This window comes from Halobacillus trueperi, from assembly GCF_003386945.1.
GTDB classification, from domain to species: Bacteria; Bacillota; Bacilli; order Bacillales; family Halobacillaceae; genus Halobacillus; species Halobacillus aidingensis.
In genome coordinates this window covers 205397-227952 of sequence record NZ_QUAE01000006.1, presented here as the reverse complement: position 1 = coordinate 227952, position 22556 = coordinate 205397, and the positions used below count along the sequence as shown (strand labels likewise).

17 protein-coding genes are annotated in these 22556 nt (G+C 44.9%); 14 read left to right on the top strand and 3 right to left on the bottom strand.

Going from position 1 to position 22556, the window contains the following annotated elements; translation table 11 throughout:
* The first annotated feature begins 60 nt into the window (after positions 1–60).
* The 9 genes from DYE48_RS10330 (at position 61) to DYE48_RS10290 (ending at position 12294) form a co-directional block, all read left to right on the top strand.
* Complete coding sequence (locus DYE48_RS10330) at positions 61–1368, top strand: lysine N(6)-hydroxylase/L-ornithine N(5)-oxygenase family protein (protein ID WP_167449483.1); 1308 nt, start codon at positions 61–63, stop codon at positions 1366–1368.
* A gap of 916 nt (positions 1369–2284) precedes the next feature.
* On the top strand, positions 2285–3322 hold the full coding sequence (argC, locus tag DYE48_RS10325) for an N-acetyl-gamma-glutamyl-phosphate reductase (protein WP_115823539.1): 1038 nt from the start codon (positions 2285–2287) through the stop codon (positions 3320–3322).
* A gap of 20 nt (positions 3323–3342) precedes the next feature.
* Positions 3343–4569, top strand: a complete 1227-nt coding sequence (argJ, locus tag DYE48_RS10320; RefSeq protein ID WP_115823538.1) for a bifunctional ornithine acetyltransferase/N-acetylglutamate synthase — start codon at positions 3343–3345, stop codon at positions 4567–4569.
* Complete coding sequence (argB, locus tag DYE48_RS10315) at positions 4532–5341, top strand: acetylglutamate kinase (RefSeq protein ID WP_115823537.1); 810 nt, start codon at positions 4532–4534, stop codon at positions 5339–5341. Before argJ ends, argB begins: the two co-directional genes overlap by 38 nt.
* Positions 5338–6498: an acetylornithine transaminase gene (locus DYE48_RS10310; RefSeq protein ID WP_115823536.1), complete on the top strand. Its 1161-nt coding sequence runs from the start codon at positions 5338–5340 to the stop codon at positions 6496–6498. The genes argB and DYE48_RS10310 overlap by 4 nt, the downstream gene beginning before the upstream one ends.
* Before the next feature lie 111 nt (positions 6499–6609).
* Entirely contained in the window at positions 6610–7674 is a 1065-nt protein-coding gene (locus DYE48_RS10305) for a carbamoyl phosphate synthase small subunit (RefSeq protein ID WP_115823535.1), read from the top strand.
* The gene (locus tag DYE48_RS10300) at positions 7664–10666 is read left to right on the top strand and encodes a carbamoyl phosphate synthase large subunit (RefSeq protein ID WP_115823534.1); all 3003 of its coding nucleotides are present in this window, start codon (positions 7664–7666) and stop codon (positions 10664–10666) included. Before DYE48_RS10305 ends, DYE48_RS10300 begins: the two co-directional genes overlap by 11 nt.
* Positions 10666–11622 carry an ornithine carbamoyltransferase gene (gene argF, locus DYE48_RS10295; protein WP_208639650.1) on the top strand — a complete coding sequence of 319 codons (957 nt, stop codon included), beginning with the start codon at positions 10666–10668 and terminating at the stop codon, positions 11620–11622. Before DYE48_RS10300 ends, argF begins: the two co-directional genes overlap by 1 nt.
* 186 nt (positions 11623–11808) lie before the next feature.
* Positions 11809–12294, top strand: a complete 486-nt coding sequence (locus DYE48_RS10290; protein WP_115823533.1) for a GyrI-like domain-containing protein — start codon at positions 11809–11811, stop codon at positions 12292–12294.
* A gap of 399 nt (positions 12295–12693) precedes the next feature.
* Here DYE48_RS10290 and DYE48_RS10280 read toward each other — a convergent pair whose 3' ends face one another.
* The gene (locus DYE48_RS10280) at positions 12694–14109 is read right to left on the bottom strand and encodes a Na+/H+ antiporter NhaC family protein (RefSeq protein ID WP_115823531.1); all 1416 of its coding nucleotides are present in this window, start codon (positions 14107–14109) and stop codon (positions 12694–12696) included.
* 131 nt (positions 14110–14240) lie between these two features.
* Between DYE48_RS10280 and DYE48_RS10275 the strand changes: the two genes are divergently transcribed.
* The 3 genes from DYE48_RS10275 to DYE48_RS10260 all read left to right on the top strand — a co-directional run bounded on the left by DYE48_RS10275 (position 14241) and on the right by DYE48_RS10260 (position 17342).
* Positions 14241–14681 (top strand): SRPBCC family protein, encoded by a 441-nt coding sequence (locus tag DYE48_RS10275; protein ID WP_115823530.1) that lies wholly within the window; start codon positions 14241–14243, stop codon positions 14679–14681.
* A 730-nt stretch (positions 14682–15411) separates the two neighbouring features.
* A complete protein-coding gene (locus DYE48_RS10265; RefSeq protein ID WP_115823528.1) occupies positions 15412–16557 on the top strand; it encodes a DEAD/DEAH box helicase in 1146 nt (381 codons plus the stop codon).
* Positions 16558–16637: 80 nt separating this feature from the next.
* A complete protein-coding gene (locus DYE48_RS10260) occupies positions 16638–17342 on the top strand; it encodes a CAP domain-containing protein (protein ID WP_115823527.1) in 705 nt (234 codons plus the stop codon).
* Between the two features lie 234 nt (positions 17343–17576).
* Here DYE48_RS10260 and DYE48_RS10255 read toward each other — a convergent pair whose 3' ends face one another.
* Positions 17577–18185 carry a hypothetical protein gene (locus DYE48_RS10255; RefSeq protein ID WP_115823526.1) on the bottom strand — a complete coding sequence of 203 codons (609 nt, stop codon included), beginning with the start codon at positions 18183–18185 and terminating at the stop codon, positions 17577–17579.
* Positions 18186–18457: 272 nt separating this feature from the next.
* On the opposite strand from DYE48_RS10255, the gene DYE48_RS10250 reads away from it, so the two are divergent.
* Positions 18458–19735 (top strand): sensor domain-containing diguanylate cyclase, encoded by a 1278-nt coding sequence (locus DYE48_RS10250; RefSeq protein WP_115823525.1) that lies wholly within the window; start codon positions 18458–18460, stop codon positions 19733–19735.
* A 14-nt stretch (positions 19736–19749) separates the two neighbouring features.
* Positions 19750–21141, top strand: a complete 1392-nt coding sequence (locus tag DYE48_RS10245; RefSeq protein ID WP_115823524.1) for an amidase — start codon at positions 19750–19752, stop codon at positions 21139–21141.
* Between the two features lie 628 nt (positions 21142–21769).
* Here the strand turns inward: DYE48_RS10245 and DYE48_RS10240 are convergent.
* The gene (locus DYE48_RS10240; RefSeq protein WP_115823523.1) at positions 21770–22522 is read right to left on the bottom strand and encodes an alpha/beta hydrolase family protein; all 753 of its coding nucleotides are present in this window, start codon (positions 22520–22522) and stop codon (positions 21770–21772) included.
* Positions 22523–22556 lie beyond the last annotated feature (34 nt).

Below are 22556 nucleotides of genomic sequence, written 5' to 3'. Positions count from 1 at the left end.
GGGAAGAGAAGACCATTTCCCTAAACAATTGAGGAACGTAATATAAAGGAGTCGTCGATGATGGAACAACGAGAAAAGATTTATGATTTGATCGGAGTAGGTGTAGGACCTTTCAATTTGAGTCTGGCTGCTTTGCTGGATGAGATAGACGAAGTTGAATCCCTGTTTTTTGAACAGAAGGAAGCTTTCGACTGGCACCCGGGAATGTTGATTGAAGGGACAAAAATGCAAGTCCCTTTTATCGCTGATTTGGTGACGATGGCAGATCCGACGAACAAATACAGCTTTTTGAACTACATCAGCAAAAATGAGCGAATGTATCAGTTTTACTTTTTGCAGCGGCTCGACATCCCGAGAAGGGAATACAACGATTACTGCCAATGGGTCGCTCGTCAGCTCGACAGTTGCCGATTCCGAAGAAGGGTCACGAATATAAGGCATTACAAAGATAACGAAGAACTTTTCGAAGTAGAATTGACGAATGGAGAAAACGGAGAAACAGAGGTTTACCACACGAAGAATTTAGTGATGGGAACAGGAAGCGTACCGGTCATGCCGCGCTCATTCCAATCTGCCTCTTCAGAAGACGTTTTCCATACAGCGGATTTCCTACCAAATCAGGACCAATGCCGTAAAGCGGGCTCGATTACGGTGGTCGGCTCTGGCCAAAGTGCTGCCGAGACCTTCCGTGAATTGCTGAAGGAACAACGCGACTGTGGCTACCGTCTCGACTGGATTACACGTTCGGCGAGTTTTGAGTCGATGGAAGAATCTAAGCTAAGCCTCGAGCACTTTTCACCGGATTATGTGAATTATTTTTACCAGCTACCACAAAAACAGAAAGATGAGATCTTCGCTAATCAAGGACTGTATTATAAAGGAATCAGCAATCATACAATCAATGACATCTACAATCTCCTCTACGAGTATTCGGTCGGGCGAGAAGACCTGAATGTCGGATTGCAGGTCCTTAGTGAAGTAAAAGATGTTCGTCCAAAAACAGATGGTGGCTATGAACTCGAATGTTACCACTATCAGAAAAAAGAAACGTTCACCCATCAAACGGATCTTGTCATTGCTGCAACAGGTTACAAGCCTTTTGTTCCAGATTTTGTCCACCACTTGGAAGATTTCCTTGAATGGGATGAAGAAGGAAGATACAAGGTGACCGCAGATTACCGACTTGTCACGACAGAGGAAACAGAAAATGAAATTTATGTACACAGTGGGATTTCCCATACCCACGGTGTAGGATCTACCAACCTTGGTCTATCGATCCATCGGAATAAAGTCATTATCAACCACCTTGTGGGACGCGAAGTCTTCCCAATGAACGAAAAAAACATTTTCCAGTCCTTCACCGTCTAACCACCAACACCCCCGCCACCCGCGGCCGGGGTGTTTTTTGCATGGTTTCTTAAAGAATATGGCAGGATTGTGTAAGACATGATTTCGAGACTTTGTGGGAGTATAGGGGCTCCGGGAAAAGGTTCGCTTTCCGTGGGCGAGTGATGAGCCTCCTCGAGCTAACGCTCTGCGGGGTCTCATCTACCACGCACTTCCCACAGGAGTCTCACCGTTTCCCTCCGCCCCTTTGCCCTATGAGGTTATCGAAATCCCTCTACCAGTAACCTGCCGAGTTCTGTAATGAAGACCTGTTCACCCACACCGTTATAGAGTTGTTTTAACCAAAGATCCTGCACGAATAAGGTAAGGGAACAGGGTCTGGGAAACGTCCGTATGAAAAGCGAATGGAGACACGAACGAGTGTGTTTTTCTACTGACTGATCCAAAGCACTGCAAATCGTCGTTTCCCTGACCCCGTATCCATGGCCAGGAATGGTCATTCATTATTTCAACTAGGCAAGGCTTCCTTTAAGGGAGCGCGATATGCGCTCACCGCGCTCCCACGGAAAGCGAGTCATTCCCCGCAGCCCCATATCCACTCAACAAAAGTCTCGAAACTGAGTCTTCAAGAAAAGGGAGCGTTAGTGAAATAAGGGGGGGGGTACTGTTGATAATGTGTATAAAATTGTGCATATGTGAATAAAAGGAGAGATTGTGAGAAGGGAGCGACACTTATCCACATGTGTATAAATGGTGATCTTTTTTCTTTTTCAAAATCCGCTTTCGATAGGAATTGTTGAGATTATGCAGTGTTTCCATTAAGAATCTGTAAAACTAACAAATTGTGATGGGAATCTATTGACATCTGCTTCCTAAGGGTTAATAATATTGTAAATATACAGATGAAATAATAAATATACATAGAGGTGGATTTAGAGTGAAAGCAGGGATTGTAGGTGCGACCGGATACGGCGGAATTGAATTGCTCCGCTTATTAACAAATCATCCACAAGTTAAAGCGATAACCTTATATTCATCCTCCCAGGCTGGGGAGAAATTTGAAAACATTTACCCTCAATTCCAAGGGGGAGAATCTTATGTTTTACATGATTTAGAACCGGAGAAGATGAAGGAGGATTTGGACGTCATTTTCCTTGCGACTCCGTCTGGGGTTTCAAGTCAATTGACACCTCAACTCCAGGGCGGCCATGCAAAAGTCATTGACCTTTCTGGTGATTTAAGAATAAAAGAGCCTGCTACTTATGAACAGTGGTACAAAAAAGAAGCAGCCCCTGATGGGACACTGGGGAATGCCGTCTATGGGCTCCCGGAGTGGAATCAAGAGCAAATAGAAAAGGCAGACCTTATTGCCAATCCAGGGTGTTATCCGACCGCGACATTACTTGGTTTGGGACCAGTAGTCAAAGAAGGATTGGTGCAGCCTGACTCGATCGTAATTGACGCGAAGTCAGGGCTGTCAGGAGCTGGGAAAAATCCAAATCCAATCACCCATTTTGCTCATGCCCAGGAAAATTTTCAAATTTATAAAGTGAATCAACATCAGCACATCCCGGAAATTGAACAACAATTAACCATTTGGGACGACCAACTAGAACCTGTCACCTTTTCCACACACCTCGTTCCGATGACAAGAGGAATCATGGCGACCATCTATCTTCAGTTAAAAGAAGAGATGAGTGAAGAGGATTTACGGCAGAAGTTTAAGAGCTACTATGAGCCGCAACCGTTCGTCAGGGTCCGGGAATCGGGCGGGTTTCCATGCACGAAAGATGTGTATGGGTCTAATTTCTGTGATATCGGTCTTACCATTGATGCCCGGACGAAGCGGGTCACCATCGTAAGTGTCATTGATAACTTAATGAAAGGGGCAGCCAGTCAGGCGGTCCAAAATATGAATCTTGTATTTCAATATGATGAGAGAACAGGGCTTGCACCACTGCCTGTTTATCCTTAATGAAGAGAGGGAGAGATGGTTTGATACAAGCGAAGAACACCCAAACAATCGAAAAAGTAGCGGATGGATCCATTCTTACGCCGAAAGGGTACAAGGCAGGTGGAATTCATAGCGGATTAAGATACAGAAAAAAGGACTTCGCCCTTCTTATGAGTGATCGACCGGCTTCTGCAGCGGCTGTGTACACTCAAAGCCATTTCCAGGCCCCGCCTCTTCAGGTGACGCAGGAAAGCATTGCAGAACAGGGGAAAATTCAAAGTGTCGTGATCAATAGTGCAGTCGCTAATGCGTGCACAGGAGAAGAAGGTCTTGCCAATGCTTACGAGATGCGTCGGATGATTGCAAAAAGGTTTGAGATTCCGGATGAATACGTAGCTGTAGCCTCTACGGGTGTGATCGGACAGCAGCTTCCAATGGAAAAGATCACCCACGGCTGTGAGAATGTTGAGCCATCAGAAGCAGGGTATAAAGATTTTCAACAAGCGATTCTTACGACAGATACTTGTCAAAAGCATGCGTGCTACCAGGTACAGGTAGAAGGGAAAACCGTCACCATCGGTGGAGCAGCTAAAGGATCGGGGATGATTCACCCGAATATGGCGACAATGCTTGGTTTTATCACGACTGATGCAACCATTGGACCTAGTGATTTAAAACGCGCGTTAAGTCCTTCTATCGATAAATCCTTCAACCAGATTACGGTTGATGGAGAGACTTCGACCAATGATATGGTCCTGACGCTTGCGAATGGAGAAATAGATCATGAATCATTAACAGAAGACCACCCGGACTGGGAAGCTTTTCAAACCGCCCTTCAGCTTGTTTGTGAAGATCTTGCCAAACAAATCGCCAAAGATGGGGAAGGTGCCACAAAACTGATTGAAGTGGAGGTCACCGGGGCCCGCACAAATGAAGAAGCGCGAATCATCGGTAAAAAAGTGGTTGGTTCGAGCCTGGTGAAGACAGCTGTTTATGGGTTGGATGCCAACTGGGGAAGGATTGTCGGCGCCATCGGCCATAGTGAGGCTGAAGTAGATCCGACTCAGTGTGATATTTACATTGAAGATCAACTGGTATTCAGTAACGGAACGCCATGTCCATTTTCTGAAGAACAGGCAACCGAAGATTTGGACAATGAAGAAGTGAAAATAACCATCCATCTTTATGAAGGAGATGGGGAAGGCACGGCGTGGGGGTGTGACTTGACTTATGACTACGTCAAAATCAATGCAAGTTACAGAACCTAAGCCTCTTATTGTCATAAAACTTGGGGGAAGTATGCTCGATCAACTCACCGAAGACTTTTATAACAGCTTTCTGGACCTGCAGGAACATTATCAAGTAATCATTGTTCATGGAGGAGGACCTGCGATCACAAGATTGCTGGATCAGCTGAACATCGAAGGTGAATTTTATGACGGATTACGAAAAACGACTCCAGAAACGCTCGAAGTGGTAGAAATGGTTCTTGGGGGTTCTGTGAATGGCAGGATTACCGGTCATCTGATGAAAAAGGGAGTCAAAGCCGTCGGAGTCAAAGGATCTGAAGCATCGTTGCTGCAAGCCGATTACTTGGATAAAGAAAACCTAGGTCTTGTAGGTAAGGTGAAAGAAGTAAATCCAACTATACTGAAGAATCTTCTTGCTGAAAGTTTTCTTCCTGTCGTCGCACCATTTGGGAAAACCGAAGATCATCAAACGGTGAATATTAACGCAGATGTAGCAGCCGGGGCTATAGCAACAGCTGTAGGAGCTGAAAAGCTTTTATATGTGACAGATGTTCCAGGCATTCTCGTTGAAGACGAAATTCTCGACTGCACGACACCCGAGGAAATTGATGGTATGATCGAGCAAAAGGTCATCTATGGCGGAATGATTCCTAAGGTCCGTTCTGCAACGGAAGCATTATCCGACCATTTACAAGAAGTAAGAATTGTAAGTGGAGAACAAGCTTTGATGCAAGGCGATTCGTTGAATGGCACATCCATTAGAGCAAAAAGGAAGGAGATGGTAGAGTGAGTTTATTTCCTACGTATAATCGCTTTCCTTTAACGATTGTATCTGGAAAGGGAACCACGGTGACCGATGATCAAGGGAAGGATTATTTAGACTTTGTATCAGGGATTGCTGTATGTAATCTCGGTCATCGACCTCCAGAAGTGCAGGAAGCGCTGGAAGAACAGTTGAATCAAGTGTGGCATGTATCAAACTTATACCAAATCCCTGTTCAGGAAGAGGCAGCGAATTTGCTTTGTGATGCGTCTGAACTAGACTATGCTTTTTTCTGTAACAGCGGGGCAGAGGCGAATGAAGCGGCAATCAAGCTTGCCCGTAAACATACAGGGAGAGAGAAAATCATTACATTCAAGCAATCTTTCCACGGACGGACATTTGCTACGATGAGTGCAACAGGGCAGGAAAAGATTCATGAAGGATTCGGTTCTCTGCTTCCGACTTTCGAATACTTCCCTTATAACGATGTACAAAAAATAGAGGAAGTGCACGACGGTCATGTGGCTGCGATTATGGTCGAAGTCATCCAGGGAGAGGGTGGAGTCGTACCGGGAACCAAAGAATTTCTGAAAACGGTCGAAGATAAATGCCGGGAATTAGGCGCCCTTTTGATCATTGATGAAGTTCAGACCGGCATCGGTCGTACAGGAAAGGCCTTTGCCTATCAACACCATGGGCTGGATCCTGACATCGTGACAGCTGCCAAAGGATTGGGAAGTGGGTTTCCTGTCGGGGCTATGTTAGGGAAAGCCGAATTGAAAGATTCCTTCACAGCTGGATCTCACGGTTCTACGTTTGGTGGGAACCCATTAGCTTCAACGGCGGTGAAAGCGACGCTTGAGAAAATCTTCGTTTCTGATTTCCTGGAATCTGTTACAGAGAAAGGGACGGTATTCAAAGATAAGCTTGAAGATTCATTGGCGCGCTTTAACAGTGTGAAAGAAGTACGCAGCAAAGGATTGATGTTGGGGATTTCCATATCGGGTGAAGCGATCCAAATCGTTCACTCATTAAGGGAAAAAGGACTTTTGGCTGTAGTAGCCGGGCCGAATGTTTTGAGGCTGCTCCCTCCATTGACTGTGGAATATGAGGAAATGGACCAAGCTGTTGCTTTAATTACCGAAGCGATCCAACAGCAGGAAGACAGTTTGCAAAAAGCATAAAAAATGTATAGGCGGTGATGTTCACAGTCGTGTTCAGAACCGTCTTTCCCAGAAGTTAAATGTATAAAAATACGCAATATATAATAAATATTCATTTTGTGGGGTGATGGAATGAAAGGATACTTATGTTTACAAGACGGAACAACATTTGAAGGGAAGGCTTCGCGGCACTTTGACCGAAACGTTCAGGGCGAGGTCGTCTTCTTCACCGGCATGACGGGATACCAGGAAGTTCTCACCGATCCTTCTTATAAAGGACAAATTGTCGTATTTACGTATCCATTGATAGGGAATTACGGCATCAACGATGAGGATGGGGAAAGTGAAGAAATTCAAGTAAGTGGTGTGGTCATGTACCAATGTACGGATGTTCCTTCGCATTTTCAGGCGAGAAAGTCCTTAGGAACGTACTTGAACGAACAAAACATTCCATACATGACTGAGGTAGATACAAGAGAAGTCACCAAGGCCATCCGTGCAGAAGGAACACAGCAAGCCGCTCTTTCTCGCGGGACAGATTATCTATTCCAGCCGACAAAGAGCCATCAAATACAGCAGGTGAGTGGTGAAAAAATTGAAACTTATGGAGAAGCGGGCATGCATGTAGCACTCATCGACTTCGGGTGGAAGAAATCGATTTTGAATGCCCTTCTTGAAAGAGGTGTCCGGGTTTCGGTACTTCCTTTCTCTAAGGTCGAGATGCTGGATACGCTTCAACCGGACGCTATTGTTCTATCAAATGGACCAGGAGACCCGAAAGATACGGTAGACGTTTTACCACTTTTGAAAAAGGCTTTGGAGAAGTTTCCGGCTTTCGGAATCTGTATGGGGCATCAGGTCATTGCTCTTGCTTTTGGAGGGGATACGACGAAGTTGACATTCGGTCACCGCGGTGCCAACCATCCAGTCAAAGATGTGGTTTCAGGAAAAGTGTTCCTATCCTCGCAGAATCATAACTATGTGGTCAAAGAAGACAGCCTGAATGGGACGCCGCTCGTAACAAGGTTTTATAACGTCAATGACGGTTCCATCGAAGGTTTGATGCATGACTCAAAACTAATCATGTCCGCACAATTCCACCCGGAAGCCCATCCCGGGCCGAAAGATGCGGAATGGTTGTTTGATAACTTTCTTACACTTGTGAAGAACAAAGGGGTGAAGACGCATGTCTCGTAAAGTATTAGTCATTGGATCAGGTCCGATCATGATTGGGCAGGCGGCAGAATTTGATTACTCAGGAACACAAGGATGTCTTGCTCTGAAAGAAGAGGGGTGTGAGGTTGTCCTTGTCAACAACAATCCGGCAACCATCATGACAGACCATGACGTGGCTGATGTGGTTTATTGTGAACCATTGACGGTTGAAAGCTTAACGAAAATCATTGATCTAGAAAAACCTGATGCGCTCCTTGCCGGGCTCGGGGGACAGACCGCTCTCAATCTAGCCGTTGAACTGGAAAGAGAAGGCGTTTTGCAGGATTATGATCTCGAGTTATTAGGGACCAGTGTCCATTCCATTCAAAAAGGGGAGGACAGAGAATTGTTCCGCGGGTTGATGCATGAATTATCCCAGCCAGTCCCCGAAAGTGAAGTGATTACTACGGTTGAGCAGGCGAAAGCCTTTGCTGAACAAGTCGGTTACCCGATCATTAGTCGACCTGCTTATACCCTTGGTGGACGTGGTGGTGGAATCGTTCACAGACCGGAGGAACTGGAAGATTTGATCGCGACGGGGCTGAAAGCGAGTCCGATTCACCAGGTCATCGTCGAAAAGAGTATTGCAGGTTTTAAGGAAATTGAATATGAAATCATGCGGGATCACAATGGAACATGTATTTCTGTTTGTAATATGGAAAACTTCGATCCTGTGGGTGTTCATACCGGAGACTCCATCGTTGTCGCTCCCTCCCAGACATTGTCGGATAACGATTATCAAATGCTTCGGTCAGCGGCGTTCAAGATTGTTTCTGAACTCGATGTCATTGGAGGGTGTAATGTTCAGTTCGCGCTTGATACAGAGAGTCGTCAATACTATGTCATCGAGATTAATCCGCGCGTCAGTCGTTCGTCAGCCCTGGCTTCGAAAGCCACGGGTTATCCGATTGCAAAGATGGCGACAAAAGTGGCTCTTGGTTATACGCTTGACCAGCTTGAAAATCCGCTTACGGGCTATACGTACGCAAGCTTTGAACCAGCGCTGGATTATGTCGTCGTTAAATTCCCCCGCTGGCCGTTCGATAAGTTTTCAGAAGCGGATCGTAAGCTCGGGACGAAGATGCGGGCGACAGGTGAAGTCATGGCCATCGACCGGACGTTGGAAGGGGCTTTTCAAAAAGCCGTCCAATCCCTGGATACGAAAGTACCCGACATTCATAACGCCTGGGATCACCTGGAGGAGCCTACAGACTTGCGCTACTTCGCTATTCTCCACCTTCTAAGAAAAGGTGAAAGTCTGGAGACAATCCATGAAAATACTAAAATTGATCGCTTCTTTTTACATGTACTGAAAAATCTTGTTGATTTAGAAAAGTGTCTGCAACAAGAGACTTTGGGTGAAGCGCTTTTGAGACAAGTGAAAATCTGTGGTTTTTCAGATCAGGAGATTGCTCATCTTGCTGGGATATCTGAAAAAGAAGTGCAAAAAAGGAGAGAGGATTTCGGGGTTCACCGCCATTTCAAGCTCGTCGATACGTGTGCAGCGGAATTTGAAGCGGCAACGAACTATGTCTATAGCACATTTGCAGGTGTGAATGAAATTACACCACTGCCAGGAAAGAAAAAAGCGTTGATTCTCGGATCCGGACCGATACGAATCGGGCAGGGGGTTGAATTTGATTATAGTGCGGTGAAAGCCATCCAAAGTCTGCAAAAGCAAGGGTGGACGACGATCATGGTGAACAACAACCCAGAAACCGTCAGTACCGATTACGAAACCGCGGATCGCCTCTACTTCGAACCGATTCAAAAAGAAATCATAACATCCATCGTTGATCATGAAGGTATTGACCTTGTATTCACTTCATTCGGAGGGCAGACCGCCATTAATTTGGCAGCAGAACTAGAGACGGAGGGGATCCCCCTTGCAGGAGTAAGTACAGACGTTTTAGATGCGCTGGAGGACAGGGATAGATTCTATGCGGCATTAAATGATTTAGATATTCCTTATGTTTCAGGTACCACCTGTCATACAAAAAATGAAGCTCTAAAAGCAGCAGAGCATTACTCGTTTCCGATTCTTTGCCGCCCGTCCTATGTCATCGGGGGCCAGGGGATGGTCATTGTCAAAGATATGAACGAGTTGAGACAGTCGCTTCAGGAAGCGGATGATCGTCACTATCCGATTGTTCTGGACACCTTTATGCAAGGAAAAGAAGTAGAGGTGGACCTCGTGGCGGACGGTGAAAACCTCTATCTTCCTGAGATCATTGAGCATATAGAACCGGGAGGCGTTCATTCCGGAGACAGTATGGCGCTTTTTCCATCAAAGCTTGGTGAAGAAGTCAAGAAGACTATTGAAGTCTACTCCCAAAAAATCGTCCGGTACTTTAGTTACAAAGGAATGATGAACATCCAGTTTTTACTGAGCGGAGAAAACGTGTATGTGCTGGAAGTGAATCCGAGAGCGAGTCGGACGGTACCAATTGTGAGTAAGGTGGCAGACGTTCCCCTTGTGGATTTAGCTGTTCGGGTATTGGCATCCGGTGAAGTGGATTTGATGTCCATTCCCACACCTGTTTTTGAACAAACAGCCGTGAAGTATCCGGTCTTTTCATCCTATGCCTTGACGGAGGTGGATCATAAGCTTGGTCCGAATATGAAATCGACGGGTGAGGGGATGTGCCTTGGAAAGACCATAGATGAAGCCTTGCGAAAAGTGTTCTCCCATTTACCGAATGTGCATGATGTAAAAGATTCTTGCTTTGTAGAAGGGGATTCAACTTTTTCAACTAAGGATTTTGATGAGTGGCTCAAGCTTGAGGATGCTTCTATTTATGTCAATGATGAATCAAGTTCCGAAGCGAGTGAACGCAGAATACAGGCTGTGAAGAATGGAATGACCGTTTTCAGTGAGAAAGCAACGTTCGATGCCTATATTCAATCATTGGCTTGTGAAAATTTCGACCCTGCCCCTCTGCCGGGTAATAAACGTGAAGGAGTGCGATCGTAATGAATTTGATGGAACAAATGTATTCAACAGATGGTTCAATGCATGGAAAGAACGTTTTGACTTGGCTTGATTATAATCAATCAGAGGTTTCCCAATTGTTAGCGCAGGCACAACACTTAAAAGAAAATCCTTATTCTCAATCTTTAAAAGGGAAGAACCTGGCGATGATTTTTGAAAAATCTTCAACAAGAACACGCGTTTCTTTTGAAGTCGGGATGGTTCAAATGGGCGGCCATGCTCTTTATTTAAACACGAGAGACATCCAGGTCGGCCGCGGTGAAACCATTGCCGATACGGCTCGCGTGCTCTCGGGGTATGTTGACGCCATCATGTTCAGAACGACATCGCATGGAAAATTGAAGGAGCTTGCTGAACACGCCTCTGTACCTGTCATTAACGGCTTATGCGATATCTACCATCCCTGTCAGGCACTCGCTGATATTTTTACCATTTTAGAATTGAAAGGGCGTTTGTGTGGAGTGAAGGTTGTTTACATCGGTGACGGAAACAATGTCGCTCATTCGCTGATGATTTTGGCAGCTATGATGGGCATGGAAATGGTCGTCTCAGCTCCGGACGGATATCAACCTGACCCTCTGATTACCGAAAAATCCCAAGCGCTGGCGAAACGATATGGTGGATCCGTCGTACTGGAAGAGAATCCAGAAAAAGCCGTGAAGCATGCGGACGTCATTTACACAGATGTTTGGACGAGTATGGGGCAGGAAGAAGAGAGTGAAAAGCGCCTGTTGGATTTTGAAGGCTACCAAGTAAATGAATCTTTACTAAAGGAAGCTAAATCAAATGTCTCCTTTTTGCATTGCCTTCCGGCCCATCGAGGGGAAGAAGTGACAGCAAGTGTCATTGACGGGAATCATTCGGCAGTCTTTCAGCAGGCCGAAAATCGTATGCACGTCCAGAAAGCCATCTTACAAGCGGTCGTCGGATGGAAGTGAATTTATGAGCATAATTCAGACCGAACAAACAATAGGATATAGGAATAGACCTCATCAATAATATCATGTAAAAAGAAGGTCGAAAGGCTACGAATTTCATCGAACACACAACTTTTACAAGGAAATCTAGGATCGATGTGGAAGTAGTTAGAGAGAATATTCAAAACCAAAAGGAGTGGCCATGCAATGAGTAAGCAATTGACAACCGCTGTGGAACCCCAGGTTGTTCGTAGGTCCAATATCAAGGTCGTCGGTGTCTCTTGTCAAACCATGATGGATGAACGGGAAATTAAAATTCCGCGATTGATGGAGCAGTTCCATACGACAAATCTGCCGAAAGTAAGAAACAGGGTCAACGCGCCGCGTTCCATCGGAATGTTCGTCGACCCGCCAAATTGGAATGAGATGACCGATGCTTTTTATTGGATTGCTGCTGTAGAGGTCGATAGCTTTGAGAAAATTCCGCCAAACATGATTACAAAGACGATCCCTGCTCATACGTATGCCATGCTTGAATATGATCCTTCCATTCATGATTTCAATCCTTACGCTTATTTGCATAAGTGGATAAAGGGTGAAGGGTATCAACAGGTAGAAGGATTCGGCTTTGAGGAATACAAACCTTATACAGGTGCTGAAACGAGTTACCGCTTATTCCTTCCAATTAAATAACTGAACAAAAAAGCAAGGAAGCACGTTAAAACTTCCTTGCTTTTCTTTTTGGACTCGGAACAACATGAAAAAACGGTTTGTTACGCACGTTCATTCTTGTTCCTTTTACTTTCTAAACGATTTAACTGAATAGATATAAAAATCAAAAGAGCGATTACAGGTAAGAAAAAGGCGCCTGTCCCTACTAAATGGTAGAGGGTCCACCCTATAAATGAACTGAATAATAAGGTGGACCAAAGATATGCATGAAAGTCTTTCATTTTGAATCTCCTCCAATAACAAGGTATCACAGGCCTTATTCAGGAGGAAAGGAGGGCCGTATTTTTATCTGAGGCGATTTCCATCCAGTTCATGAGGGAATCTCCAAAGGAATCCGCTTGTCGTGCACTTTCGCATCCGCTATAAAAAGAACGACAAACCAAAGTAAATCGCAGAAGCGAATCCGGCTGCAATGAGGGCCGGTTTCAGCTTGAATTTGGCATATTTAATCGGATTCAAATTTAAAATTCCAGCAGTCGTATTCGTATCATCACTCAAAGGAGAAGCGAAGGCCCCAAATGTTCCGCTGGCAAAGACGGCCCCGATGACAATCGGTAGTGAACTTCCGGCTACGGTGGCGATTGATATTCCGACAGGCATAAGAATCCCCCATGTGCCCCAGGAAGACCCGATGAAATAAGAGAGGCCGCAGCCGACAACAAATAGGATGACGGCTACAAACCCTGCGGGGATCCAGTCGAAAGACTTAGAAATGGTATCCGCGAATTTTAGCGCTTCAGATCCACTGCTCAATCCCCATACCATGGCAAGGAGAACGATGACGCTCATCATTTCGTTTCCTCCATCGACGAGGGTGTTCATCATTTTCCTAAGTTTCTCGTTTCGAAATTTCAAGTAAACGACAAACCCGATGAGGGTAAGAACGACAGCAAGTACCATCGCATCAAGTACGTTTGCATTAATCAAGGCATCAAATCCGGACTTTCCATCTCTGATTCCGACCATATACATAAGAAAGAAAGTAAGGAGGATGACGCTGATCAAGGGAGCAATCAGGTGCCAAGGCTGTGCGGGTAGATTTTTCGTAACGGCTGGATGACAGTCTTCCCATTGATCATCATCTTCTCTTTTTTCTTGGTCCATGTTCTCGGCATCGGTTGCAGGTTTTTTATTCTTATGGAAAAAACTCATATAAAAACCGACAGCCAGCATAGAAAAGGCGAAAAAGTTGAACGGAATGCTGCTGATATATAAGGAATAAGCGTCTCCTTCCGTCCCTGCTTGCTGCAAGGATAGTTCAATGACTGATGTCATATATCCAACAAACGCGGTAGCAATTGGAATCAAGACGACGAGGGGAGAGGCTGTCGTTTCGATGACGAAACCAAGCTCCTGTTTTGTCATCGGGATGTTCCTTCTCAATGCTTTCATCACTGGTCCAATGGTAACGATCCGAAAACTCGGGGCACTGAAAGTTCCTAAAGAAGACAACCAGGTTAGGATGAACGCTCCTTTTTTATGGTCGATCCGCTCTGTTGCTTCTTTGACGAATCCTTTGATCCCTCCTGACATTTTTACAAGTCCGATTAAAGCGGAGAAAGCATATAGAAAAAGGATGATCTTTAAGTTGGCTTCATCCCTTAATCCTTCAATGATGAAACCTAAGGCTGTCATCATCCCGCCCAGCCAGTGCGGGTCGATAATGTAACCGGCCACGACAACAGCGAATAGTAAACTGGGAATGACTTGTTTGGTCCATATAGCTGCAATAATGACCACGATGAAAGGAACGACGGAGATCCAACCCATATACATATACCTCGCTTTTCTTGAGTGCTTCCATTAGCTTGTGTGTGTTTTGCCAGGATATTCTTGTCATGTAAAAAAGGAGTCGGAGCGTGTAAAGAGAATATAGGGGGTAGAGCTTTTAACAGAGGAGGATGCTTATGGCTTTTATGAATCAGTCCGTCATCATCGAAAAACCTGTAGAAGAAGTTTTTGAGATGGCGACGGATTTCAACAACAGCCCTGAAATTATGGATACAGTCATTGATGTACAACTATTGAGTGAGGGACCTGTCAAAGAAGGGTACAGGTTCCAGGAAACTCGCGAAATCAGAGGCAGAAAAGCGCGCTCAATCATTGAGGTCACCGACTTTGACCCCAATCGAAAATACTCTGTCCGCAGTCATCAGCATGGATTGGATTTGCGGTATCATTATGAATTCGTGCAGACTTCAGAGGGAACAAGAGTAGACTTCCAAGGGGAGCTTTACACGGAAGGTTTACGAAACAAATTGATGAAACCGCTCATCACGCAGATCATCAAAAAAGAAGTTCAGGATCACCTTCAGCATTTGAAGAAGTTTATCGAATCTTCTTCTTAATGGTGGTATAATAAGAATAAGCTATGGATCATGTATGAAAGGCCTCTCCATTATCCAATATGGAAAGAGGTCTATTTTTTATATACAAAACTCCCTCTTCAACTAAATGGCAGTATTCTTGAAGACTCGATTTCGAGATGTTTCCGGGATTCGTTGCTGGGTTGAGTGTCAGGGATGGTCGGGAAGCAACTCGCTTTCCTGTGGGGGAGTGGCGAGCTTCCTCGGACTACGTCCTGCGGGATCTCGCCTATCTCCTTCTCCCACGGGAGTCTCGCAGCTTCCCAACCACCCCCTACCATGAAAGTGAGAAACGAACCCATTTACTGTGGGAGGGTGCCTTCCACTATCCTGGTCTTATACGTAAAAAGCGCTCTATAACAAGCTTTTTGCATGCAGAATAGTGTGCTTAGGAGTTCATTCCCCTCCAATAACCATGTGCATAAAAGCAGCTAATTCCGAAAGTGGTTTCGAGATACTTAAATGGCAAAGGGGCGGAGGGGAATGGCGAGACTCCTGCGGGAAAAAAGTGCATGGTGAGACCCCGCAGAGCGAAGCTTGAGGAGGCTCACCGCGCTCCCGCGGAAAGCGAGCTATTCCCCGCAGCCCCATCCACTCAACAAAAGTCTCGAAACTGAGTCTTCAAGAATAGGGAGCTTTAGTTGGAGGGCAGGGTGGGTAATAGAAGGGTATATTAGGAATTCTAAAGATATATGGAAAGGAAAGATAATAGATGACAGATATCAACCAATCGTGGTTTGAGGAATTATCCCCATCTACGAAAGAGGCATGGCAGGTTTCAGGATATGAGAGCTTGACGAAAGTTCAAGAACAGGCCATACCTTTCATTTTACAAGGCACAGATGTGGTGGCGGAAGCCCCTACAGGCAGTGGGAAAACTTTGGCTTATTTACTACCGCTGATTGAAAAAGTGGACCCCGAACAGAAGCATACACAAGTGTTGATCATGGCTTCTTCGCATGAATTAGTCATGCAGATTCATCAGGAGGTACAGACTTGGACGAAAGGAAGCGGCATCACCAGCATGACGATGATTGGTGGAGCGAATATTAAGCGACAGATGGACAAGCTGAAGAAAAAGCCGCACATCGTTGTTGGTACCCCAGGCCGTGTGTATGAATTGCTACAGAAGAAAAAATTGAAGGCACATGAAATCAAAGCGGTCATTATGGACGAAGCAGATCAATTACTTGTTCCAGAACACATCCATACGGTTGAAGATGTGTTGAAAAGCACGATGCGTGATACGCAAACGCTGTTGTTTTCAGCCACATTGCCTGATGAGGTCATTGAAATAGCTCAAACATTCATGGATGAAGAGGCGGAAGTGATCCGGGTTACAGAAGAACTGAAGAAACCCGACGTGACTCATACCTATATTGTTTGTGAAGACAGAGATAAAATCGAGACATTAAGAAAACTGGCGCGGATGGAAGGGTTCAAAGGTCTTGCCTTCATGCAGGATATTGCCAAGTTGAATGTCATGGCCGAGAAACTGACGTACAAACACCTGGATATCGGCTTGTTGCACAGTGATGCGAAAAAAGAGCAGCGGGCAAAAGCGATTAAGGAATTCCGAAAAGGGGAATATCCATTACTACTTGCAACTGATGTGGCTGCCAGAGGCCTGGATATTATTGAAATCAACCATATCATCAACCTTGATGTTCCTAAAGATATGACATCCTATATTCACCGTGCGGGTCGGACCGGACGAATTGGATCTCAAGAAGGAACGGTTGTTTCCCTAGTGAACCCTGTAGAAGAGAAACGTTTGAAGAAGTTTGCGCGTGACTTGGAGCTTCCCCTCCATAAAGCAGAGATTTATAAAGGGAAATTAAAAGCCTCCCATCGTTAAATATTGCCGTTTGCCTTTGAAGCGATGCCATGGAATACTGGAAGAGAGTACTTCTAGCCTGAAGTGAGGAGAGAATCGATATGATTAAAAAGTTCTTTCTCTTTCTTGTGGCCTTGTTTGTCATCATCGTCATTGCGACACCAGTTTCTGCCCAGGACTTTTGGAAAGAAGGCCCGCGGGCTTCCTATGAGAGGGTATCGCAACATGTGCAGGGCTTAGTAGAGAATACAAATATAAAAAATGAGTTTCAGAATTTTGCAGTAGATGTCCAATCGTTTTTTAAGCTTCTTGAAGATGTGGAATGGAAATACCCTGATGCACCTCCAGAAGAGCAAGTGACTTCAGATCGCCCGAGTGAACGGGTGTCAGAGAATTCACTCTCTGGTTATGAATTGAAAGAGTTCGAACAAGAAGTTGTTGCTCTGGTTAATAAAGAACGGGAACAGCGGGGACTTGAGCCTTTACAAACGCATAATCGTTTGAGTGCATTAGCCAACGTAAAGTCACAGGATATGGCGGACAAACGTTATTTCAGTCATACTTCACCAACCTACGGCTCCCCATTTGATATGATGGACGAATTCGATTTCCGTTACCAGGCAGCAGGTGAAAACATCGCCGCCGGTCAACGGACACCCGAAGAAGTCGTAGAAGGTTGGATGAACAGTGATGGGCATAGAGCCAACATTCTTCATGAAGACTTCACACATATTGGTGTAGGATACATCGAAGGAGCAGGACCATATAAAAGATACTGGACACAACTATTCATGACCCCTCGATAACCAACGGAAAAGCCGGATTCCAAACACAGGAATCCGGCTTTTTTATCCTTATATTGCAGGGTTTTGGAAGGCGTGGTTTTATATGAACTGAGAGCAGGGGGGAGGGAAATCACTCGTACGCTCACCGCACTTCCATGAAAAGAGTTATTCCCCTGACCTCCAACCGCTAACAAGCGTAACGGAAACACCCTAAACATCTCAAAGCTGTATTTAAAGGAAGGGAGCTTAGGGTGGTCAATTTTTAGAGATGGATTTGAAGTATCCTTTGACGTTTACAGGATCATTTTCTTTCTCGTCCTCGGCCCACTCCAGGATCAAGGAAAACAACTGGATGATCATGATCATCACACCCGTGTACAAAAAGGCCTCAGCATCGGTTCCTTCACTGAAGAAGAAAGAAGCTTCATGATAGAGCACAAAGGATAAGGATGTCAGCATTAAATAAAGAAAACGTCTCATGTAGTTTTGGAGCTGTATGAAAGAGCATTGCAACAAAAGAGGTGTCCAGTAAATAAACGCTCCGAAACCTAAAAGGAACAGGTGAACAAACTCACTTAGTGGAAGATGAAGAGCTAAATCGAAGCTTGCGAGTGCGCTCATTACGAAGAGAATTGAGCTTAAAACCGGGCGACGGCTTAACTTTATAACCCAACGGAGACTGGAACGGAACCAAAGTTGTTTGTGATTTGCATAAAGAATGAAAGCAGGGGTTAATCCAAAGCAGATGAAACTCCTGACATATTGAAAAGGGGTGGGGGATAAAAGGTGATGGATCGCAAGAGCAGCGAGAATGAATAAGGAATAGAGAAGGAATGTAAGAACGGAATTTTTATAGACCTTCATTTTGGGACTCATCTCCTGAAAGCTTTCGGTTTATTTACCCTCCCCATTTTCACCTAAACCTATGTAGAAAAAGATTTCCATTAGAGTAAGTAAAATCAAACGCAGCAAGTTTGCTATGTGGATCGATGAGAGTAGGGGGGATAATTAAGAAAAATGTAAAAAGTCTGTATATAAATGGAAGGGGATGATGAACTAGTGTTATAATTTTTAAGTTAAAACATTATTTTCTAGTTCTTTTCACCTTATTATTAACAGGAAAGAAGTGCTTATATATGAATGCCATCCATTCCTTAATTAACCAACCATCAATATTTAAAAACTTGTTTCACCATTTAAGTGACGCGGTAGCCATCATTCAAAATGTAAAAGGGAACATGATCTTTACCTACATCAATGCGACGATGCAGCGGGTGTATGGAGACCTTCAAGGGTGTGCATTAAATGACATTTATTGTGAGGCGAAACGGGACCATATCGAGGAGACGATGGAAAGGGCGGATAATTGTCGCGAAACTTTAGTTGAGAGCTCTGACCGTTATCCTAATCCGTTTCAAATCTCTTATGCTATACAATCTGCAGAAATTGGGGAATCTTATCTCCTGTACATAAAAATGGGGTCTACCCAAACGATGAAGCTGATAGAAGAGAAAGAACGTCAACGTGTAGAAAGTGAGAGCCGTTATGAATCGGTAGTTGAAACTTCCCCGGACTCGATTTTTCTGCATGATGAAGAAGATCGCATCATTTATGTGAACCAAGCAGGGATGGACTTGCTGGGGGCGGAAAAAGCTGTAGAATTACTTGGTCAGGATATAAAGAAATTCCTCTACAATGAACCATATGAAGATATACGAAAACGTCTAAGCACGTTATTGTCAGGGGGATATGTGAAAGGTCCGATCGAACGCCAGCTTCTAAGAATGGATGGATCGATCATTGATGTTGAATTGCATGGAGGTCTTGTGGAATACCATCAAATCAAGGCGGTCCAGACGATTTGCCGGAACATTTCGGAACGAAGGAAACAACAGCATCAATTAGAAGAGATGGCTTATCATGACCAGTTGACGAACATTCCGAACAGGCGGTACTTTTTTGAAAAGCTGGAAGATGAGCTGAAACGGGTGAAAGACCAAGATTCGATTTTTGCCTTATTATTCTTTGATTTGGATAATTTCAAACAAATTAATGACCGCTATGGACATCAAATCGGTGATGAATTACTTGTCATCTTTACTAAACGTCTCAGTCAAGGGTTAAGAAAAACGGACACGCTCTCTCGTCTAGGTGGCGATGAATTTGTTATTCTTTTATCAGACTTAGCTGATACCAAGCACCCGCGTCAAGTTGCGGATCGAATGCTGGATCGTGTGCTCCGACCGATCCATCTGCAAGGGTGTGAGATTGAAATCAGTGTGTCGATAGGTGTGTCCATCTATCCTGAACATGGGGTGGATCAAGGAGAACTTCTCACAAAAGCCGACCGAGCGTTATACAAGGCGAAAGAAAATGGAAGAAGCTGTGTGTCGGTTTATACTTATGGTTCATGAAAGGAGAGTCAGCCTTGGAAATTCAAGAGCTTCATCAGTTTGATGCCATCGCATTAAAAGCGAAACTAGAAAGTAGAGAATTGAACATATCAGAAGTCATTCATCACTATAAAACAGTTATGGAACGTAAGAATCCTGAATTGAATGCTGTTGTCCACTACATAGATGAACCTTTCAATACAGACGGGTATTTTCGGGGTCTTCCATTTCTTATCAAAGATTTGAATGCTGTACAAGGACATCCGCTGTCCTACGGTTCTAAGGTGATGGAAGGCTTTGAGGCGAAAGGGGATGATGAAATCGTCAAACGCTTCAGAAGGGGTGGACTTACCTTTATTGGAAAAAGTAATACACCTGAGTTCGGCTTCACGCCTGCTACGGAATCTGTCCATCTAGGTTTCACAAAAAATCCGTGGAATAAGAAATATTCACCTGGAGGTTCAAGTGGAGGAGCAGCCACAGCTGTTGCATCCGGTATGGTCCCTTTTGCACACGCCAGTGACGGAGGAGGATCCATTCGTATCCCTGCTTCCAACTGCGGTTTGTTCGGCTTAAAACCGACGAGGGGGAGGACGCCTTTTTCCATGCATCTGAATAGCCTTGCCGTCAGTCATGGGGTAACAAAATCGGTAAGAGACAGTGCCGCACTCCTTGATCTACTGGAAGGCCCGCAAAAAGGCGACCTCTTTGCAACCCCAGCTAAAGGCGATCCTTACGCCGGAATCGCTCATGAGGATCTTGGGTCATTGAAAATTGCTTATATGGCAGATTTCGGAGAATTGATGCCTATACAGCCAGATGTGCAACGCGCCATTCGTCATACGGCAGAGCTTTGTGAGTCGCTCGGGCATGAAGTAGAAGTCGCTTATCCCGATTTTGATCTCCATCGCTTTATGGATGCGTTCGTTACTGTATGGGTCGTCGGTGGTGCTTTAGCTGTCAAAGGTGCGGCAAGAATGAATGGAATAAAGCCTAATGATCAAAATTTAGAGAAGATGCTTTCAACGTTGATTGGAAAGGCTGGAGGTTACACGGCGATGGAATACGAGCAAGCACGTATGTTTCTAGCGACAGAAAGCGTTAAATTCCACTCGTTCTTTGATCAGTATGATGTGCTTTTACACCCCGTCAACTCCCAGTCTGCTTTACCTTTAGGTTGTTATAATGGAGAAGAAAAAACGATCGATGAAATATTGGCTGTGTCTGCCGAATATGCCCATCTTTCCCCAGTAGCGAACGTAACTGGACAGCCGGCGATGAGTGTTCCTCTTTACTGGAATGAAGAAAATGTGCCAATCGGTTCCCACTTTACCGGGAGGTTTGGTGATGAACGAACACTGTTGAAGTTAGCTTCTCAGCTTGAAGAAGCACGCCCCTGGCGGCACAAGTATAACGAAATCATCTAAAGAACCAGAAGTCCCTTCAAAGGGATTTCTGGTTCTTTATCTATGTCCCTTATTGAACAATATGGCAGGATTGTGGAAGACTTGATTTCGAGATGTTAGTGGGATTCTAGGGGCTGCGGGAAAAGGTTCGCTTTCCATGGGGCGGGCGCTGAGCCTCCTCAGGCTAAGCCCTGCGGGGTCTCAGCTGTCCCGCACACACCATAGGAGTCTCACCGTTTCCCTCCGCCCCTTTGCCATATGAGGTTCTCGAAATCCCTCTAATAGTAACCTGCCAAGCTCTGTAAAAAAAGCCCTGTTCCCCAACGCCGTTATAGAGTCATTTTAACCATAGATCCAGCAAGAATAAGGCGTGGGAACAGGGTCTAGGAAACGTCCGCATGAAAAACGAATGGAGACACGAACGTGTGTGTTTTTCTACTGACTGATTCAATGCACTGCAAATCGTCGTTTCCCTGACCCCGTATCCATGGCAAGTGATTCATCATTCATTATTTCAACCAGACAAGGCTTTCTTAAGGCCTACTCGGGAGGTGCTCCTTGCAATCTCACGGAAAGCGATTCATCCCCGCAGCCCCCATCCATTCAACAAAAGTCTCGAAACTGAGTCTTCAAGAAAAGAGAGCGTTAGTTAAAAGTGTTTGTGGAACCAGTCGATGGCTGCTTTTTCGACGTGATCCAGGTATCCTTCGAAGCTGTGGGGAGCTCCTTCGATTATCGTCAAATGTGAGGAGGGCGAGAGGTATTTCATTCCTTTTTGAGTTAAAGGAAGCAAAATTTCTTCTTCCCCCTGATCACCATGGACAACCAGGAGCGGGCATTGGATGGAGGACAACAACCTCTCCTGATCTACTTGTTCAAAGTCTACTAACATTTGTTTTGATATCACAATCTCTTCACGATAGGGGTCTTGTACGGGTTGTTTCAGATAACCGGTTTCTTTTAGTTCTTCTAGTTGAGAGGGAGTGAATTCTTCTTTCCAATCGTATGTAACGGGACCGGTCCCTGCTCCTGTAAGGATCATGGTTTTAATGTAAGTAGGTTGATAGCTTTCGAGGCAAACACGTGCACCTAAGCTGTGGCCGTAAAGAGCGATTTCAGTAAATCCGTTGGAAACCGCATCATCAATGGCAGCTGTAAGGTCACTGACTTCGGATTCAAGGCTCAACGGTCGGTCTTCACTTTCTCCACACCCGCCGAAATCGAATCGCAGCACATGGTATCCGATTCGTTGGAAACTTTCTGCAAATCGATCGAATCGACCGCGTGATGAGCGATTGGAACGAAAGCCGTGGCACATGATGACCAATTTGTCATTTGTCCCCTTCTGCAAAACTCCTCTTAGTTTTAATCCTTGGTTATTCCGAAAAGTAATCTTCTCCATTTCCTTACCTCCAAAGCTTTTCTAACAGTTTACC

Excerpts from the sequence above, each read along its gene's own strand:
- DYE48_RS10330 (WP_167449483.1), top strand. The coding sequence starts at position 61 with ATGGAACAACGAGAAAAGATTTATGATTTGATCGGAGTAGGTGTAGGA.
- argB (WP_115823537.1), top strand. The coding sequence starts at position 4,532 with ATGACTACGTCAAAATCAATGCAAGTTACAGAACCTAAGCCTCTTATT.
- DYE48_RS10305 (WP_115823535.1), top strand. The coding sequence starts at position 6,610 with ATGAAAGGATACTTATGTTTACAAGACGGAACAACATTTGAAGGGAAG.
- DYE48_RS10300 (WP_115823534.1), top strand. The coding sequence starts at position 7,664 with ATGTCTCGTAAAGTATTAGTCATTGGATCAGGTCCGATCATGATTGGG.
- argF (WP_208639650.1), top strand. The coding sequence starts at position 10,666 with ATGAATTTGATGGAACAAATGTATTCAACAGATGGTTCAATGCATGGA.
- DYE48_RS10290 (WP_115823533.1), top strand. The coding sequence starts at position 11,809 with ATGAGTAAGCAATTGACAACCGCTGTGGAACCCCAGGTTGTTCGTAGG.
- DYE48_RS10280 (WP_115823531.1), bottom strand. The coding sequence starts at position 14,109 with ATGTATATGGGTTGGATCTCCGTCGTTCCTTTCATCGTGGTCATTATT.
- DYE48_RS10275 (WP_115823530.1), top strand. The coding sequence starts at position 14,241 with ATGGCTTTTATGAATCAGTCCGTCATCATCGAAAAACCTGTAGAAGAA.
- DYE48_RS10265 (WP_115823528.1), top strand. The coding sequence starts at position 15,412 with ATGACAGATATCAACCAATCGTGGTTTGAGGAATTATCCCCATCTACG.
- DYE48_RS10260 (WP_115823527.1), top strand. The coding sequence starts at position 16,638 with ATGATTAAAAAGTTCTTTCTCTTTCTTGTGGCCTTGTTTGTCATCATC.
- DYE48_RS10255 (WP_115823526.1), bottom strand. The coding sequence starts at position 18,185 with ATGAAGGTCTATAAAAATTCCGTTCTTACATTCCTTCTCTATTCCTTA.
- DYE48_RS10250 (WP_115823525.1), top strand. The coding sequence starts at position 18,458 with ATGAATGCCATCCATTCCTTAATTAACCAACCATCAATATTTAAAAAC.
- DYE48_RS10240 (WP_115823523.1), bottom strand. The coding sequence starts at position 22,522 with ATGGAGAAGATTACTTTTCGGAATAACCAAGGATTAAAACTAAGAGGA.